Origin of the sequence: Noviherbaspirillum soli, from assembly GCF_015352955.1 — a bacterium.
Lineage (GTDB): Bacteria > Pseudomonadota > Gammaproteobacteria > Burkholderiales > Burkholderiaceae_D > Noviherbaspirillum_A > Noviherbaspirillum_A soli.
Genome location: NZ_JACYOX010000001.1, coordinates 85,877 through 100,825 on the forward strand (window position 1 = coordinate 85,877; position 14,949 = coordinate 100,825).

The 14,949-nt window shown below is 63.5% G+C and carries 14 protein-coding genes; 8 read left to right on the forward strand and 6 right to left on the reverse strand.

Annotated elements, in window-relative coordinates:
- Positions 1-20: 20 nt before the first annotated feature.
- Complete coding sequence (locus IGW04_RS00405; protein WP_194711041.1) at positions 21-941, reverse strand: LysR substrate-binding domain-containing protein; 921 nt, start codon at positions 939-941, stop codon at positions 21-23.
- A gap of 109 nt (positions 942-1,050) precedes the next feature.
- On the opposite strand from IGW04_RS00405, the gene IGW04_RS00410 reads away from it, so the two are divergent.
- From IGW04_RS00410 to IGW04_RS00435, 6 genes are all read left to right on the forward strand, one after another.
- Positions 1,051-1,728 carry an RraA family protein gene (locus IGW04_RS00410; RefSeq protein ID WP_194711042.1) on the forward strand — a complete coding sequence of 226 codons (678 nt, stop codon included), beginning with the start codon at positions 1,051-1,053 and terminating at the stop codon, positions 1,726-1,728.
- A 63-nt stretch (positions 1,729-1,791) separates the two neighbouring features.
- Complete coding sequence (locus IGW04_RS00415; RefSeq protein WP_194711043.1) at positions 1,792-3,015, forward strand: alpha-hydroxy acid oxidase; 1,224 nt, start codon at positions 1,792-1,794, stop codon at positions 3,013-3,015.
- Positions 3,015-4,046 (forward strand): hydroxyacid dehydrogenase, encoded by a 1,032-nt coding sequence (locus IGW04_RS00420; RefSeq protein WP_194711044.1) that lies wholly within the window; start codon positions 3,015-3,017, stop codon positions 4,044-4,046. Before IGW04_RS00415 ends, IGW04_RS00420 begins: the two co-directional genes overlap by 1 nt.
- A 121-nt stretch (positions 4,047-4,167) precedes the next feature.
- Entirely contained in the window at positions 4,168-5,181 is a 1,014-nt protein-coding gene (locus IGW04_RS00425) for a tripartite tricarboxylate transporter substrate binding protein (protein ID WP_194711045.1), read from the forward strand.
- Positions 5,182-5,202: 21 nt separating this feature from the next.
- Positions 5,203-6,615, forward strand: coding sequence for an FAD-binding oxidoreductase (locus tag IGW04_RS00430; RefSeq protein ID WP_194711046.1), 1,413 nt, complete (start codon positions 5,203-5,205; stop codon positions 6,613-6,615).
- Between the two features lie 151 nt (positions 6,616-6,766).
- Complete coding sequence (locus IGW04_RS00435) at positions 6,767-7,393, forward strand: LysE family translocator (RefSeq protein ID WP_194711047.1); 627 nt, start codon at positions 6,767-6,769, stop codon at positions 7,391-7,393.
- A gap of 37 nt (positions 7,394-7,430) precedes the next feature.
- Here the strand turns inward: IGW04_RS00435 and IGW04_RS00440 are convergent, their stop codons facing one another.
- From IGW04_RS00440 to IGW04_RS00450, 3 genes are all read right to left on the reverse strand, one after another.
- Complete coding sequence (locus IGW04_RS00440; protein ID WP_194711048.1) at positions 7,431-9,743, reverse strand: TonB-dependent receptor; 2,313 nt, start codon at positions 9,741-9,743, stop codon at positions 7,431-7,433.
- 145 nt (positions 9,744-9,888) lie between these two features.
- The gene (locus tag IGW04_RS00445) at positions 9,889-10,278 is read right to left on the reverse strand and encodes a DUF2946 domain-containing protein (protein ID WP_194711049.1); all 390 of its coding nucleotides are present in this window, start codon (positions 10,276-10,278) and stop codon (positions 9,889-9,891) included.
- Between the two features lie 164 nt (positions 10,279-10,442).
- The gene (locus tag IGW04_RS00450; protein WP_194711050.1) at positions 10,443-10,634 is read right to left on the reverse strand and encodes a hypothetical protein; all 192 of its coding nucleotides are present in this window, start codon (positions 10,632-10,634) and stop codon (positions 10,443-10,445) included.
- Positions 10,635-10,782: 148 nt separating this feature from the next.
- On the opposite strand from IGW04_RS00450, the gene IGW04_RS00455 reads away from it, so the two are divergent.
- Both IGW04_RS00455 and IGW04_RS00460 read left to right on the forward strand, forming a co-directional pair.
- Entirely contained in the window at positions 10,783-11,715 is a 933-nt protein-coding gene (locus tag IGW04_RS00455) for an MYG1 family protein (protein WP_194711051.1), read from the forward strand.
- A 33-nt stretch (positions 11,716-11,748) separates the two neighbouring features.
- Positions 11,749-12,465, forward strand: a complete 717-nt coding sequence (locus IGW04_RS00460) for an SDR family oxidoreductase (RefSeq protein WP_194711052.1) — start codon at positions 11,749-11,751, stop codon at positions 12,463-12,465.
- A gap of 92 nt (positions 12,466-12,557) precedes the next feature.
- On the opposite strand, the gene pepA is transcribed toward IGW04_RS00460, so the two are convergent.
- Both pepA and lpxO read right to left on the reverse strand, forming a co-directional pair.
- Entirely contained in the window at positions 12,558-13,379 is an 822-nt protein-coding gene (pepA, locus tag IGW04_RS00465; protein WP_194711053.1) for a flocculation-associated PEP-CTERM protein PepA, read from the reverse strand.
- A gap of 560 nt (positions 13,380-13,939) precedes the next feature.
- Positions 13,940-14,839: a lipid A hydroxylase LpxO gene (gene lpxO, locus IGW04_RS00470; RefSeq protein ID WP_194711054.1), complete on the reverse strand. Its 900-nt coding sequence runs from the start codon at positions 14,837-14,839 to the stop codon at positions 13,940-13,942.
- Between the last annotated feature and the right edge of the window lie 110 nt (positions 14,840-14,949).

A 14,949-nucleotide genomic window follows, 5' to 3' on the forward strand; every position in this document is an offset into this window, starting at 1 on the left:
GGCAGAAAAACGCCTGGCTTCTACACCTGCTCCGGCTTGATGTCGTCCCCTTGCGCAACCAGTTCCTTCGCAATATCGAAGAATGCCCGCGGAATGGCGCCGGATTCCGATGCGCGGCTTGCCAGTGCCAGCTGGGTGATCACGCTGGGCGTATCGAAGGGCCGGAACAGCACGCCCTTGATGCCCAGGCTCTGGAACAGGTCGGGCAGGATGGAAATGCCGCAGCGGGCCGCCACCAGGCCCGTGATCGTGGCCACCTCGCGTGCTTCCATCGTGACCTTGGGCGTAAAACCCGCCTCCGCGCAGAGGCGATAGATCTCCAGGTTCAGCGTCGTGCCCTCATCCCGCGGAAACATCACGAAGTCCTCATTCCTGAGGTCGTCGATCGACAGATGCCCGATATCCGCCAGCCGGTGGTTGTCAGGCATCAGCACTGATAGCCGATGGTTCTGAAGGGTCGTCATCACGAGTTGACGCGGAATGTCGGTATCCATCGGCCGGATGAATGCCAGGTCCAGCGAGTAATCCTCGAGGGCAGCCAGCTGCCGCATGGTCGACATTTCCTGCATCACCAGCTTCACGTTCGGGAACCGGGTGCGGTAGGTGTTGATGATCTTCGGAAAAATCGGCGTGAAGGCGGTGGACTTGATGAAGCCGATCTTCAACTGGCCGATCTCGCCCTTCTCAACCCGACGCGCGGTCTCCGCCGCGCCGGCCGCCAGCGCCAATACCCGACAAGCGTCCTCCAGGAAAATCCGGCCGGCTTCGGTCAGCCGTATCGTTCGGCGCGAGCGGTCGAAAAGCACGGCGCCAATTTCCTCTTCCAGCGCCTGCACCTGCTGGCTCAGCGGCGGCTGTCCGATGTGCAGGCGGTCCGCGGCGCGCGTAAAGGAAAGTTCCTCGGCGACCGCAACGAAATACCGCAGGTGGCGTAACTCCATCGTCGTATCTTTTTAAAGTATAGGTAAGCTTTAAAACATATATTAGACAGATGACTTTTGCAAACCTATGATCTGTCCACGGCAAATAAAACCATTCAAGGAGACTGAAATGCCAAACGTGGGCATGCGCATTAACGAATCGATCGTTCGTCCCGACCCAGCCGTCATCGATGCCTTCAGGCGTCTCCCGGTTGCCAACATCGGCGACAGCATCAACCGCACCTTCTGCATGCATCCGGCGATCAGGCCGTACAACGACAATCCGCTGGCCGGACCGGCCTTCACCGTCAAGGTCAGGCCCGGCGACAACCTGCTGCTGCACAAGGCGCTCGACCTGGCGGCGCCGGGCGATGTCATCGTGGTTGACGGCCAGGGCGACATGTCCAACGCGCTGATCGGCGAACTGATGGTGCTGTGGGCCATCAAGCGCGGGCTGGGCGGCATCATCGTCGATGGGGCGATCCGCGATGTGAACTGCCTCAGGACCGTCAGCATTCCGGTCTATGCAGCGGGCGTGACGCCGGCCGGGCCTTACAAGGAAGGCCCTGGCGAGATCAATTTTCCGGTGGTCTGCGGCGGCGTTGTCGTGCATCCCGGCGACATCATCGTAGGCGATGCGGACGGGGTAGTCGTAATCAATCCGCGGGATGCGGGCAGCGTGCTGGAAAAGGCGAGCGCGAAGTCGCGGGACGAGCAGCAAACGCTGATCGACATCGAGAACGGCACATGGGGCCGCGGCTGGGTGGATGCGACGCTGGCCGCGAAAGGCTGCGAACTGGGCCGTTGATGCCAACAGGCCATCCACTGCTTGCCTAACCAGGACTGCCGGCCTCGCCGGCATGGGAACGCCATGAAAGAGACAAGGATGGCGGCGCGCCGCTTGCGGTCGGTGCTCTGTCTGGACGACTTCGAGGCCGCCGCCAGACAGCACCTGCCGAGACCGCTGTTTGGCTATATCGCTGGCGCTGCTGAGACCAATGCGTCGCTACGGTGGAATGCGCAAAGCTTTGGCCGCTATGCCTTTCTGCCCAGGGTGATGGTGGATGTGTCCAGCCGCTCCCAGGCCGTGACCCTGTTTGGCGAAACCTATGCTTCGCCAATTGGTATAGCGCCGATGGGACTGAGCGCGCTGACTTCCTACCGCGGCGATATCGTGCTTGCACAGGCGGCCGAGGAAGCACGGGTGCCGATGATCATGAGCGGCTCGTCGCTGATTCCGCTGGAGGAAGTGGCACAGGTGTCGAAAGGCGCATGGTTCCAGGCCTATCTTCCGGGCCAGGTCGAGCAGGTCAGGGCGCTGATTGACCGCGTTGCGCTTGCCGGATTCACGACCCTGGTGATCACGGTCGACACGCCGGCACAGGCCAACCGGGAGAACAATGTCCGCACCGGGTTTTCAACGCCGTTGCGCCCGAGCTTGCGTCTTGCATGGGATGGATTGTCGCGACCGTCCTGGCTCCTCGGCACGTTTGCCCGCACGCTGCTCCGGCACGGCATGCCGCACTTCGAGAACAACTATGCCACGCGCGGCGCGCCCATCCTGTCTGCCAATGTCGTCAGGGATTTCTCGGACCGCGGGCACTTCACCTGGGAGCACCTGAAGCTGATCCGCAGCCTGTGGCAGGGGCCGCTGGTGATCAAGGGCGTGCTTCGCAGCGAGGACGCGGCAACGGCCTGCCGCATCGGTGTGGACGGCATCATCGTGTCGAACCACGGCGGCCGCCAGCTGGACGGCAGCGTCGCCCCGCTGCTTGTATTGCAGCAGATCGTCGAGGCGGCAGGGACGACGCCGGTGATGATCGATAGCGGCGTGCGCAGCGGCTCGGATGTGCTGAAGGCGCTTGCGCTGGGCGCTCGCATGGCCTTCGTCGGCAGGCCTTTCGCCCATGCGGCCGCGGTGGCAGGCAAGGCAGGCGTCGCCCACGGCATCGCGCTGCTGAAGGAAGAAGTTTCACGCAACATGGCCATGCTGGGAATCTGCGGCATCAATGAAATGACGATGGATCGCCTCGTCGCACTCGACCGGCAGGCCGTTCCCATCGAAGACATCGCTACTGACGAAAGGGCAGCGTAATGACAGTCAAACTCAAGGTGGTGCGCTCGGGCACCTGGACCAATCCGGTTTTCGATGAACTGCTCGGCAGCCATCCCGGCGTCGATCTCGACGTATTTTCCATCAGCGGCGCCGATGAGGAAGCCTGGAGCAAGCTGGCGCAGGCGCAGGTGTATCACCTGATGGCGTCACGCGACGACTTGCCAGCGCAGTGGCATGTGACTGATGAATTGCTGCTGCGCTGCCCAAGCCTGCTCTGCGTTTCCTCGTCGGGCGCGGGATACGACACCATCGATGTCAAGGCATGCACGAAGGCCGGCGTGGCCGTGGTGAACCAGGCCGGCGGCAATGCGATGTCGGTGGCGGAGCAAGCCTTCGGCCTGATGATCGCCGTCTCCAGGCGGCTGTGCGAACAGGACCGGCGGCTGCGCCGCGGCGAGCGATTCAGCCGCGAAGAGGTGATGGGCCACGACATCAGCGGCAGGGTGCTCGGCCTGGTGGGCATGGGGCATATCGGCACGCGCATGGCCAGCCTGGCACGTGCATTCAACATGACAGTGCTTGCCACAGATCCTTATCTTGGTGCGCAGGAGATCGAGGAGCGGGGCGCGACGCCGGTTGCCATGAATGAACTGCTGGCCCGCTGCGATATCGTCTCGCTGCACTGTCCGCGCAACAAGGAGACGCTGGGCATGTTCGATGCCGCTGCCTTTCAGGCGATGAAGCAGGGCGCCCTGTTCATTACCACGGCGCGCGGCGGCATCCATGATGAAGCCGCGCTGGCGCAAGCGCTGCAGGCAGGACACTTGCGGGGCGCCGGGCTGGACGTATGGAGCGTCGAGCCGCCGCCTGCCGACCATCCATTGCTTGCGATGGGCAATGTGGTCGCCACTCACCACACCGCCGGTGTGTCGCATGAGGCGCGCTACAACATCGCCAAAGTCGCCGCGGAGCAGATCGCCTTGCTGGCAGGCGGCGGCAGGCCGCCGCGGCTCGTCAATCCGGAAGTCTGGCCTGTGTATTCGGAGCGCTTCAGGCAAGCGCTGCTGTAGCGAGATCATGGCGCATGTGCTCACGGGCCAGCACATGCGTCGGCTTACCCACATCCGGCATCCCGGCTGATTGCCCGGCTTTCATCAAAACCATCCATCCCAATGGAGAAGGAGACAAACCATGTCCAGACAACTGTGCGCCCGCAAGCGCAATTCCCTGCCCGCCATGCTGGCGCCACTGGTGGCCATTGCGGCGATGCTGGCGCCCGGCGTCGGCGCGGCGACTGACACAAGCGCGTACCCAACCAAACCGATCAACCTGATCGTCGCTTATGCGGCGGGCGGCGGGTCGGACATGGTGGTGCGCCTGCTCACGCCCTTCATCGAAAAGGAGCTTGGCAACAATGCCAGAATCGTCGTCTCCAACAAGCCGGGTGCGGGCGGCGCGATCGGGTTCAGCGAACTGGCGCGCTCCGCGCCGGACGGCTATACGATCGGCCTGATCAACACGCCGAACGTTCTGACGATACCGATCGAGCGCAAGACGACCTTTACCTGGCGCAGCTTCGACCTGCTCGGCAATATCGTGGACGACCCCGGCAACTTCTCGGTGCATGCAGACAGTCCGATCAAGTCCCTGCAGGAACTGGCACGGCAGGCGAAGGCCGCGCCGGGAAAGATCAGCGTCGGAACCACCGGCACCGGCTCGGACGACCATCTGGCGATGCTGCTGTTCCAGAAGATTGCGAATGTGCAGATGATCCATGTGCCGTACAAGGGCGCATCGGAAGTGCGTACCGCGGCGCAGGGCCAGCAGATCGATGTGGCCGCGGTCAATATCGGCGAGGCCCAGCAGTTTGCCAAGGCCGGCACGCCGTTGCGCCATCTTGGCGTGATGAGCGCCGCACGCAATCCCCTGGCGCCGGATGTGCCGACCTTCAAGGAGCAGGGCTACGACATCAACCTGGTGTCGCTGCGCGGCCTGGCTGCACCCAAAGGGCTGCCGGCCGACATACGCATCCGCCTCGTGGCCGCTACCGAGAAGGCCATCGCCAATCCGGAGTTCCAGAAGAAGGCAACGCAGGCCTTCGCGCCGGTGCGCTATCTGGCGCCGGACCGCTATGAAGCCGAACTGAAGGAAAGCGACGAGCAATTCCAGAAATTGTGGAAAGACATGCCCTGGGGCGAGAAATAATCCAGTGAGGAGTAAAGCCTGATGACCAGTCCTGAATTCCTGCATGCCTGTTGCGAGGTCCTCGGCCCCATGCATGTGCTGACCGCGCCGGAAGACATGGCGCCGTATCTCACCGACTGGCGCGGCCGGTTCACCGGCAATGCCGCCGCCGTGCTGCGCCCGGCCGATACCCTGCAGGTCGCGGCCATCGTTGCCCTGTGCGCCGAAGCGAAGGTGCCGCTGGTGCCGCAGGGCGGCAATACCGGCCTGGTCCTGGGCAGCGTACCCGACGGTGCGGGAAACGCGGTCGTGCTGTCCCTGAAGCGCATGAACCGCATCCGTGCCATCGATCTCGTCAACAACACCATCACGGTGGAGGCCGGCAGCATACTGGAAGAGGTGCAGAACGCGGCCAGCAAGGCGGACCGGCTGTTTCCGCTGTCGCTGGCGGCCGAAGGCAGCTGCACCATCGGCGGCAACCTGGCGACCAACGCTGGCGGCACGGCCGTTCTGCGCTATGGCAGCATGCGCGACCTGTGCCTAGGACTGGAAGTGGTGACGGCGGACGGGAAGGTCTGGGACGGCCTTCGGGGACTGCGCAAGGACAATACCGGCTACGACCTGCGCAACCTCTTCATCGGCGCCGAAGGCACGCTGGGCATCATCACCGCCGCCGTGCTGAAACTGTTCCCGCAGCCCAGGGCGCAGGTGACGGCACTGGTAGGGCTGAACACGCCGGAGGATGCGCAGCGCCTGCTGGCGATGGCGCAGGCCACCTGCGCTTCCGGCCTGACCGGATTCGAACTGATGTCGGCATTCAGCGTTGCGCTGGTGGCCAGGCATTTTCCGCAGATGCGGACCGGATTCCAGGACGCCCATGCCCAGTATGTGCTGCTGGAGATTTCCGACAGCGAATCGGAGGCGCATGCCACGGCCATGCTGGAAGCAGTCGTTGAGGAGGCGATGGAAGGCGCGGTGGTGTGCGATGCGGTTGTCGCCTCATCCATTGCGCAGTCCAGAGCGTTGTGGAGCCTCAGGGAACACATCACGCTGGCCCAGGCCGCCGAGGGCAAGCATGTCAAGCATGATGTCTCGGTGCCGATTTCGTCGATCGCAGAGTTTATCGGGCAGACCGACACGCTGCTGCAGCGGGCCTTTCCCGGATGCCGGATGGTGACCTTCGGGCATCTTGGCGATGGCAACCTTCACTACAACGTGTCGGCGCCGGAAACGATGGCGGATGAAACGTTCATCCTGCATCAGGAGGCGATCAATAGGATCGTGCATGACAGCGCCGTGCGGTTCGGCGGCTCGATCTCCGCCGAACATGGACTGGGCATGCTCAAGCGCGACGAGATACGGCGCTACAAGTCGGACGTTGAACTGGGACTGATGATGGCGATAAAGAAGGCGCTCGATCCGCATCAGCTGATGAACCCCGGCAAGGTGCTTTGAGCCTGCGAGCCCGACCTGCCGAAGCGCCGGGCTCACGGCCTGTCGCAAGCCTTCCGGCAACGGCGCCCGATGGCTGACGGCAATCCATGGCCATCGCGATCCTGCAGCGGCGCGGTATCATGCTGCTCCGATTCATCGCCGCCCATCTTCCATGCTCACGCCCGAACAGTTCTTCGCCTTCCTTGCCGCGGCCATCCTGATCACCGCGTCGCCCGGTCCGGACAACCTGATGGTGCTGGGCTTCGGCGTCTCGCGCGGGCGCAGGCAGGGCATGGTGTTCGGGCTGGGCTGCGCGCTCGGATGCCTGAGCCATACGCTGCTTGCCGCGGTTGGCATCAGCGGGCTGATCGCGGCGTCGCCGATGGCATTCGGCGCATTGAAGGTGGCGGGCGGCCTGTACCTGCTGTGGCTGGGCGTGCAGGCGCTGCGCAGCCGCGGCGGCGCCAAGGTGGGAACGGTGGCCGGACCGCAACTGCCCTTGCGCGCGCTGTTCGCCAAGGGCCTGTTTGCCAATGCGATCAATCCCAAGGTCGTGCTGTTCTTCCTTTCCTTCCTGCCCCAGTTCGTGATTGCAGACAACGGCCATGTGGCGCTGCAGACGGTTCAGCTGGGCCTGACATTCACGCTGCAGGCTGCCGTGCTGTTCGGGGCGCTGGGCTATTTCTCCGGCAGCATAGGGCAGTGGCTGCAACGGCGGCCGGGCGCGCCGCTCTGGCTCGATCGCATCGCCGGCGTGATCTTCATCGGGCTCGGACTGAAGCTGATCGCCGGTCGATAACGGTCAGGCCGGCGACCATCGTCATGTCACGGGCGCCTCAATAGCGGTACCTGAGTTCGGCGAACACGGTACGCTGCGGGAAGGGATGGAACAGGAAGTACTTGCGGTTGTTGATGTTGTCGATGCCGGCGGCAACCGTCCAGTGCCTGCCATGCTTGTACTGCACCCGAGCATCGACCACCAGGTAACCCTGGAAGCCCTGGTAAGTGCCGGGGTTGATGTCACTGTTGTCCACTGTCGCATAGACCCTGCTGCTGTAGCGCGCGGCCAGTGTGTGGCTCCATTGCTCGTCGGGCCGCCAGGTCGCTACCGCGGTGGCGCGCCATGCCGGTACATACGGCGTGCGTTTCCCGACCGAGGTGGCGCCGGCGGCGGTCGGCGCATAGCTGCTGTTGGCCACGATCGTGGCATCCACATAGGTCATGCTGGCCGACAGGTCGAGGCCGCGTGCCCAGACATTGCGCCGCTCGGCCACCAGTTCAATGCCGCGCTGCCGGGTGCGGTCCAGGTTCTGCACGAAGGACAGCGGCGTTGCAATGCCGGCGATGGCGGAGGTCTGCGCAACCAGTGCATCGTCGACCAGTTCCCCGAACAGCGACAGGCGCAGCCTGCCGTCGGCATCGCCGCGTTCCAGCGCCAGCTCCGCCGAGCGGACGTCCTCGGGCTTGAGAAAGGGATTGGCCTGGATGAAGGTGGCGCCGGTCTGCACGCTCTGGTACAACTCGCCGACCGTTGGAAAGCGCAGCGCCCTGGCCAGCGAAGCCGTCGCCGACCACAGCGGCGCGGCTTGCCACGCCAGCGAGAACTTGGGCGAGAAGCCGGAGCGGCGCAGTTCGGGCTGGTCGATCGGAAACAGCGCGCCGCTGGCGTTGCTGGACAGGTTGAAGCCGTCGTAGGCATGCCAGCGCTCGTAACGGCCGCCCACTGAAGCCGTCAGCGCCGGTGCGACCTGCCAGACATCCTGCGCCCACAGCGCCTCGGTGCGGGTGCTGCCCCTGGCATCGCCGGTGAGCGCGCCGGCGGCGCCGTTCTCCCATTGCGCGGTGGCGTAGCTCGGGCTTTCCAGCCGATAGCGGTCGAGATGCGCGCCCACGGCCAGGCGATGGCGCGCGCCGTCGGCCTGACGCCATCCGCCGGAAAGATCCAGCGTGCTCCAGCCGGTGCCGGCGGCGTCGGTGATGCGGCCCGCGGCATCGCTGCGTCCATAAGCCCCGGTCGAGGTGCGGACCAGGTCCCTGCCATAGCTGAAGTTGCTGGCCTGCGCTTCCCAGGTGAAAGCCTGGTCGCGGGCGGAGCGCAGCGACAGGCCGTGCATCCAGTGCGCCTGCTCGGTCGTGTTGGCGGAAAACAGGCTGCGCAGGCCGGCCGCGCTGTAGCCGTTGCCGTTCAGGGCCACCGTCCCGGATGCCGCGCCGTAGTAAGGCTGGCCGCCGGCATCGCGCAGGAATGACAATGCGCCGGCTTGCGCACTGTTTTGCCAGTAGCCCAGGGTATAGGCCGCGCGCATGCCGGCGGGAAGGTCGTAGCCCAGCCTGAGCGTTGCGCTGTCCTGCACGGTGTGGGTCAGGTTGCCGGCGCCGACGATCTGAACCGGCGCGCCGCTGCGGTTGCGGTCGGCGATGGCGCCCTGGATCGGCGCCGCCGCGCCCGCGGCCTGCGCCGACTGCGCGCTGGTCAGGTAGGTTACCGGCTGGCTGAAGCTGCTGAGATGATTGAAGGCCAGGCGCCACGACCAGTCGCCGCTGCGGTCGCCCAGGCTGACGCTGGCCTGGGTCGCGGGGTAACGGTCGCTCAGCCCGTAAAGACCGAAATTCTGGCTCGACAGCGTCAGGCCGGCCGCGGCTTCGAAGCCGGCCGGCTGCCTGGTGCTGATCTCGGTCACCGCGCCGAAGGAATTGCCCGGATAGGCAGCCGAGTAGGGACCATACAGGGTATCGATGCGTTCGACCTCGCCCGGCGCCACCATGAACCACTGCGGCGAGCCGTTCTGGTTATTGTTGTTGATCAGGGCCGAGAGAAGAATGCCGTCGACATAGATCAGGCTGCGGGCGCTGGCATTGGTGCCGGTGGTCCGGGTTGCCATCGGCGCCTGGGTGTCGCCGATATAGCGCTTGCGCAGCAGGATGCTGGGCTGGTATTTCAGCAGGTCTTCGGTATTGATGGCATTGACGGTCTCCGCCGCCTGCTGCGCCGTCGCGCTTTCCATGGTGTGTCCGGGCTGGGCGCGCGGCACTGGCACGGCCTGTGACTCTATCGTGATTGCAGGCAGGGTCTGGTCGCTGGCCTGGGCATGCAAGGCGCCCAGGCAGGCGAGCGCCGCGGCCGCCGGCCGCAAGGTGATGTGTTTCATGGTGGATTCCAATTCTTCCGTTGCTGCTGAAGCCGCCCGGAAGGCGGGCGGCGTGCAGGAAGCACTGGCCGCGCAATGGTAGCCTTCGGCCAGCACGAGCTTGTCCGGACAACGCATGGCGTGCCCGGCGCGACACAAGGTCAGGTCAGCAAACTGCCGGCGGTGCCCGGGGTTGGGCGCTGCGCCAGGCATGCAGCAGCGAGGGCGCCAGGAAGAACAGCAATGGCCGTGAGGGCCTGGTTGCGATGGGAAGAATGGGTAAGGCTACGACGGGCACCTGCAATGCGTCGGCATGCAGATGGCAGAACGGACAGTGTTCCAGATGGAGCGCAGGGGAGGGGGCTGGCCCATGCCCGCCGGCATGCGCATGGTCTGCGTCGGCGTCGGCGTCGGTGCTGCAAAGGTCTTCCGGCGCGCCTTCATCGGCAATCTGAATCTGCGCATGGGAAAGTTGGGCCGATTGTGCGAGGGCATGGGAAATTGTCGGCGCCACCGATGCGATGACCACCGCGAACATGGCCAGCCAGGCTGCCACGGCACGCTGCAATTTCCTTTTTCCCATTGTTAATATTTTAACAGGGGGTTATATCAATCCCAACCCATAACATCCCGGATGAAACCAATGGATTTTTTCGTCTGGCTATGGGTTGGGATTGGTATTAAATCCGGTTGGAGCAAGGAGGCCGGGGCAAGACGCACTCAGGTACCAAAATAGGGGCCGAGGCTGCCGTCCGGATTGAACATGCGCTTCGTGCTGCGCTGGGTCGGCCCCTCGTAAGAGGAGGCAGCGCCGCTGGCCGCCGTCGTGTCGCTGGGCTGATAAGGTCTGCCTCGCGTCGAGGAGCAGCCGGCGACGGTTGCAAGAATCATCAGCACGATAACGGTTTTCATGAGCATCTCCCTATCCGCAAGGCGGTAATCCGTCCATTGTAAGGCCGCCTCCGGGGCTCGTATTGCGCCGCGTCGCCCTGTTCTGGCGTGCAACCGGTAAAATGTGCCGCTTCGAAAAATGTTTCTCCCCTCTCACCTGGCTTAATCGATGATCATCGCAACACACTCCGGAAAATTCCATGCAGACGATGTCTGGGCTGCAGCCGTGCTCAACCTGATATTCCCGAACAGCGAACTGGTTCGCACCCGTGACCCGGCAGCCATTGCCCGCGCCGATTTCGCCGTCGATGTCGGCGGTGTCTGGGATCCGGAGAAGGGCCGTTTCGATCATCACCAGAAGGGTTTTCAAGGGGCGCGCGCTTCCGGCGTGGTGTATGCGAGCGCCGGACTGGTGTGGAAGGAATACGGCCCGCGTTGCGTTTCGCTCGTGGCCGAGCAGGCAGGCCACGCGCCGAGCCCGACACAGGCGACGGAAATCGCCCATGCGATCGATGCGGATCTGGTGCAATACCTCGATATGTCCGACACCGGCGCTGCCAGAAGCGCGCCGGGCAGCTATGGATTGTCGGCCATCATCTCGGGCTTCAATCCGAGCTGGCTGGATGAACAGGCGGCCGGCAGTGCCGAGGCGGCGGACGCCCTGAGACTGACGCGCTTTCGCCGGGCGATGGAGATTGCGACCGATATCCTCCGCAATGGCGTCCTGTACCGGGTGGGCGCGCTTCAGGCGGTGCAGCAGGTGCGCCAGTCGCAGCGGCTGGATGACGGGCGGCTGCTGTTCCTTGAAAACAGCGCGCTGCCTTGGGCGTCCATCGTGCGCAATGAAATGCCGCAGATCCTGTTCGTTATCAGCCATAGCGTTGCGGAACAGCGCTACATGTTGCATACCGTGCCCAGCGCTGCCGAGAGCTTCGATGCGCGCAAGGATCTTCCCCAGCACTGGGCCGGCCTGCAGGGCGAGCAACTGGCGGCCGCGACCGGTGTGCCGGATGCGGTGTTCTGCCATAACAACCTGTTCATTGCCGCCTGCAAGTCCTGGGACGGCGTTCTCGACATGGCGCGCCAGGCGCTGGATGCCTGATCGTCATTGCCTATAACCCTGGAAAGGAAGCTGATGGATAAGGTAAAGGCCGTATTGACTGGACATAGCCGTGGCCTCGGGGCGGCGATTGCGGCCGAGCTGGCGGCGCGCGGCATCCCGACGCTGGCGCTGGCCCGCAACAGCGCAGCGGCAGGCGAGGGACTTGAGCAGGTGGAGCTTGACTTGTCCGACACGGCGGCACTGGCCAAATGGCTGGCCGGTGACCAGATGGCGACGTTCCTGGCAGGGGCGGGGACGGTTTTGCTGATCAACAATGCCGGCATGCTGCAGCCGGTCGGACCGCTCGCCACGCAGGCGCCGGAACAGGTGGCGCGCGCCATTTCGCTCAATGTGGCGGCGCCGCTGATGCTGGCAGCGGCGGTCGCCGCGGTGCCGGCCGCGCAGCGGCGGATATTGCATGTGTCGAGCGGCGCGGGGCGCAATGCCTATCCGGGCTGGGCGGTTTACTGCGCCGGAAAGGCGGCTCTGGACCACCATGCCCGCGCCGCCGCACTGGACAATGCGCCGGGGCTGCGAATCTGCAGCCTGGCGCCAGGCGTGATCGATACCGACATGCAGGCGCAGATCAGGGCCGCCGACCCGGCCAGTTTTCCGCTGCGCGAGCGTTTCGAGGCACTGAAGCAGCAGGGCCAGCTGGATACGCCAGCCGACTGCGCCCGCAAGCTGCTGCGCTTTCTGCTGAGTGCCGATTTCGGCCAGCAGCCGGTTGCCGATTTGCGTGACGTTTGACGTTCAGCGTCCGCCGCCTGGCGACGATGCGTCAATAAAAAATGCCTGCTTGAAAAGCAGGCATTTTTTTAATCCAGCAGAAAGCGGGTGAATCAGGCCTTGCGGGCCTTGCGACGCGCCAGGCCGAAGCCGAGGAAGCCCAGGCCGAGCAGTGCCACCGTGGCCGGTTCCGGAACCTGATTGCCACCGCCGCCGAAGATCACGTCCAGCGATCCATTGATGCGCTGTGTGCCGGTGGGCGAGAAATTGTTGAGCTGGCCCGACTGGAAAGTGATGTTGTAGAACGGATTCGGGCTGGTGAAGTACTGGCTGCCGGCCGTGGTCAGGTTCAGCGAGGACGATGCGCCGAAGCTGCCGCAATTGATGCCATTGGTGGCGCCGCAGGTCGACAGCGTCGGATCCAGCGTACCCTGGCCGGAGCTGGGCATGCCGGTAGCGATCAGGTAGTCGTCGCCGCCGTTGGCCACGCTGAAGGCGCTGGTGCCGCTACCGGGCTCGCCGAAGCGGCTGTCTGCATTCGGATCGAGGAAGATGCGCAGCGAACCGCCAGGCGCAAAATTGAAGGTCGCGCCGCTGCCGGTGCCGGCCTGCACGGTGCCATTACCCTGGAACAATGCATACATGCCGTACTGGTTCGGGCTCACGCCACCGAGTTGCGAGGCGACAGGGGTGCTGCCATTGCTGGCGACGAACTGGCCCGCATTCCACAGCAGGGAAACCTGGAAGGTGTTACCCGAAAACGTGATGACTTCATCGTAGTTGCCGGTGATCTTGTCTGCGGTGAAGGTGTTTGCCAATGCACCCGCAACCGCGCTTTCGGTAACCTGGAAATCAGGAAAAGACTGCGCCGAAGCCAGGCCTGCGCTCAGTGCCAGTGCGCTGGCCAGCAGGATATTTTTTGTTGGGTGATTCATGTTTTCTCCGATCAATTGTTACGAGGGCGACTTGTCGTCTTCCCACGTAGTAAGCAAGATAGGGGCCAAACGTGAACTCCTTTAAAAAACAGTCGTTTACAAATTGCCTCCGGGTTTATCTGTGGCGAATGTAAAGTAAACCGGCATTGTTTCAGTAAGGCATTGAATATCAAGGAAATATGCCAATTAAAGAAAGGAACTGCCAGGAATAGCCATCCAACTTTGATTGTTTCCTTCGGCTTTCAATATGTAAAACACAGGTTGTCGGAGAAATTTACACACGGAATGGGTCAGCGCTGCAAATGTTTTAACAATGTTTCCGTAGCGGCAGCGCATCGGGCATGGCGAAGCGCTGAATTGCTTTGGGTTCGGCGCAGGCGCGGCGTGGAGGCGCCGCGCTGGCCAGCCTGTGGGATGGAAGCAAAGGGAGGCGTAGCAAAACGGAAAGGAGGCAGCCCGGACGGGCGGGCTGGCTAGCTGCACGGGATGGCCAGCTTATGACGCAGAATGCTGCATGCCGCGCCTGCGGGATGTTCAGGCAGGAACCGGCGGCGCGCCGCTCAGCCGAAGATGATCCAGGCGGCGACCAGAATGATTAGCAGTGCCCGGACGATGTAGTACACCGTGCGGTTCCAGGCCTTGAAGCGGCGGCGATAGCGGCCGGCGTGCCAGAACACGCGGAATACCTTGTTGATCCCGCCGGTCTGGTCGCCTGTCTCATTGGGCGAGCTTGCAGCGGTCATGATCGTGCGTCCCAGCCATTTGTTGATCTTCTGCGCCCAGCGGTAGCGCATCGGCCGCTCGATGTCGCAGAACAGGATGATGCGGTTGACGTCGCTGGAATTCTTCGCCCAGTGCAGGAAGGTCTCGTCGAAAATCACTGCCTCGCCATCGCGCCAGCTATAGCGCTGGCCGTCGACATCGATGAAGCAGCGGTCGGTATTTGGCGTGACCAGGCCCAGGTGGTAGCGCAGGGAGCCGGCAAACGGGTCGCGGTGGCTGTTGAGCTTGGCGCCGGGCGGCAGTTCGGCAAACATCGCCGCCTTGACCGAGGGTATCTGGCGCAGCAGGGCCACCGTCTTCGGGCACAAGGCTTCCGCGGAAGGATGGCTGGCGTCGTACCACTTCAGATAGAAACGCTTCCAGCCGGTCTTGAAGAAGGAGTTGAAACCCGCGTCGTCATTCTTTTCCGCCGCCCGGATCTTCTGCATCGCGATCAGGTTCAGCGCCTCGCCGCGGATCATCTCCCAGTTTTCCTGCAGAGGCTTTAGGTCGGGAAACTGGCTGGTCGGCAGATACGGCGTCGAAGGCACCCCGGAAAACATGTGCATGAAGGTGTTGAGCGGGGAGACAAACGACGAATGATCGAAGATCTGGCGGAAGAAGGGCAGCCTGACCCTGCCGCGGAAATGGATGTGCAGGATGGACAGCAGGTAGATGGCGACGATGGTCCACTTCATGGCGGGAACAGGTTAGGTAAGGATAAAAGGGAAGCGGGAAAGCACCCGAACGCGCGATTTTAACCTTTTTAATCTTCTAAACTATTGTCAAGCCTGCGTTACTGGCCACT

What these genes read in the sequence shown, in the direction of transcription:
- IGW04_RS00405 (WP_194711041.1), bottom strand. Translation starts at nt 941, where the DNA reads ATGGAGTTACGCCACCTGCGGTATTTCGTTGCGGTCGCCGAGGAACTT.
- IGW04_RS00410 (WP_194711042.1), top strand. Translation starts at nt 1,051, where the DNA reads ATGCCAAACGTGGGCATGCGCATTAACGAATCGATCGTTCGTCCCGAC.
- IGW04_RS00415 (WP_194711043.1), top strand. Translation starts at nt 1,792, where the DNA reads ATGAAAGAGACAAGGATGGCGGCGCGCCGCTTGCGGTCGGTGCTCTGT.
- IGW04_RS00420 (WP_194711044.1), top strand. Translation starts at nt 3,015, where the DNA reads ATGACAGTCAAACTCAAGGTGGTGCGCTCGGGCACCTGGACCAATCCG.
- IGW04_RS00425 (WP_194711045.1), top strand. Translation starts at nt 4,168, where the DNA reads ATGTCCAGACAACTGTGCGCCCGCAAGCGCAATTCCCTGCCCGCCATG.
- IGW04_RS00430 (WP_194711046.1), top strand. Translation starts at nt 5,203, where the DNA reads ATGACCAGTCCTGAATTCCTGCATGCCTGTTGCGAGGTCCTCGGCCCC.
- IGW04_RS00435 (WP_194711047.1), top strand. Translation starts at nt 6,767, where the DNA reads ATGCTCACGCCCGAACAGTTCTTCGCCTTCCTTGCCGCGGCCATCCTG.
- IGW04_RS00440 (WP_194711048.1), bottom strand. Translation starts at nt 9,743, where the DNA reads ATGAAACACATCACCTTGCGGCCGGCGGCCGCGGCGCTCGCCTGCCTG.
- IGW04_RS00450 (WP_194711050.1), bottom strand. Translation starts at nt 10,634, where the DNA reads ATGAAAACCGTTATCGTGCTGATGATTCTTGCAACCGTCGCCGGCTGC.
- IGW04_RS00455 (WP_194711051.1), top strand. Translation starts at nt 10,783, where the DNA reads ATGATCATCGCAACACACTCCGGAAAATTCCATGCAGACGATGTCTGG.
- IGW04_RS00460 (WP_194711052.1), top strand. Translation starts at nt 11,749, where the DNA reads ATGGATAAGGTAAAGGCCGTATTGACTGGACATAGCCGTGGCCTCGGG.
- pepA (WP_194711053.1), bottom strand. Translation starts at nt 13,379, where the DNA reads ATGAATCACCCAACAAAAAATATCCTGCTGGCCAGCGCACTGGCACTG.
- lpxO (WP_194711054.1), bottom strand. Translation starts at nt 14,839, where the DNA reads ATGAAGTGGACCATCGTCGCCATCTACCTGCTGTCCATCCTGCACATC.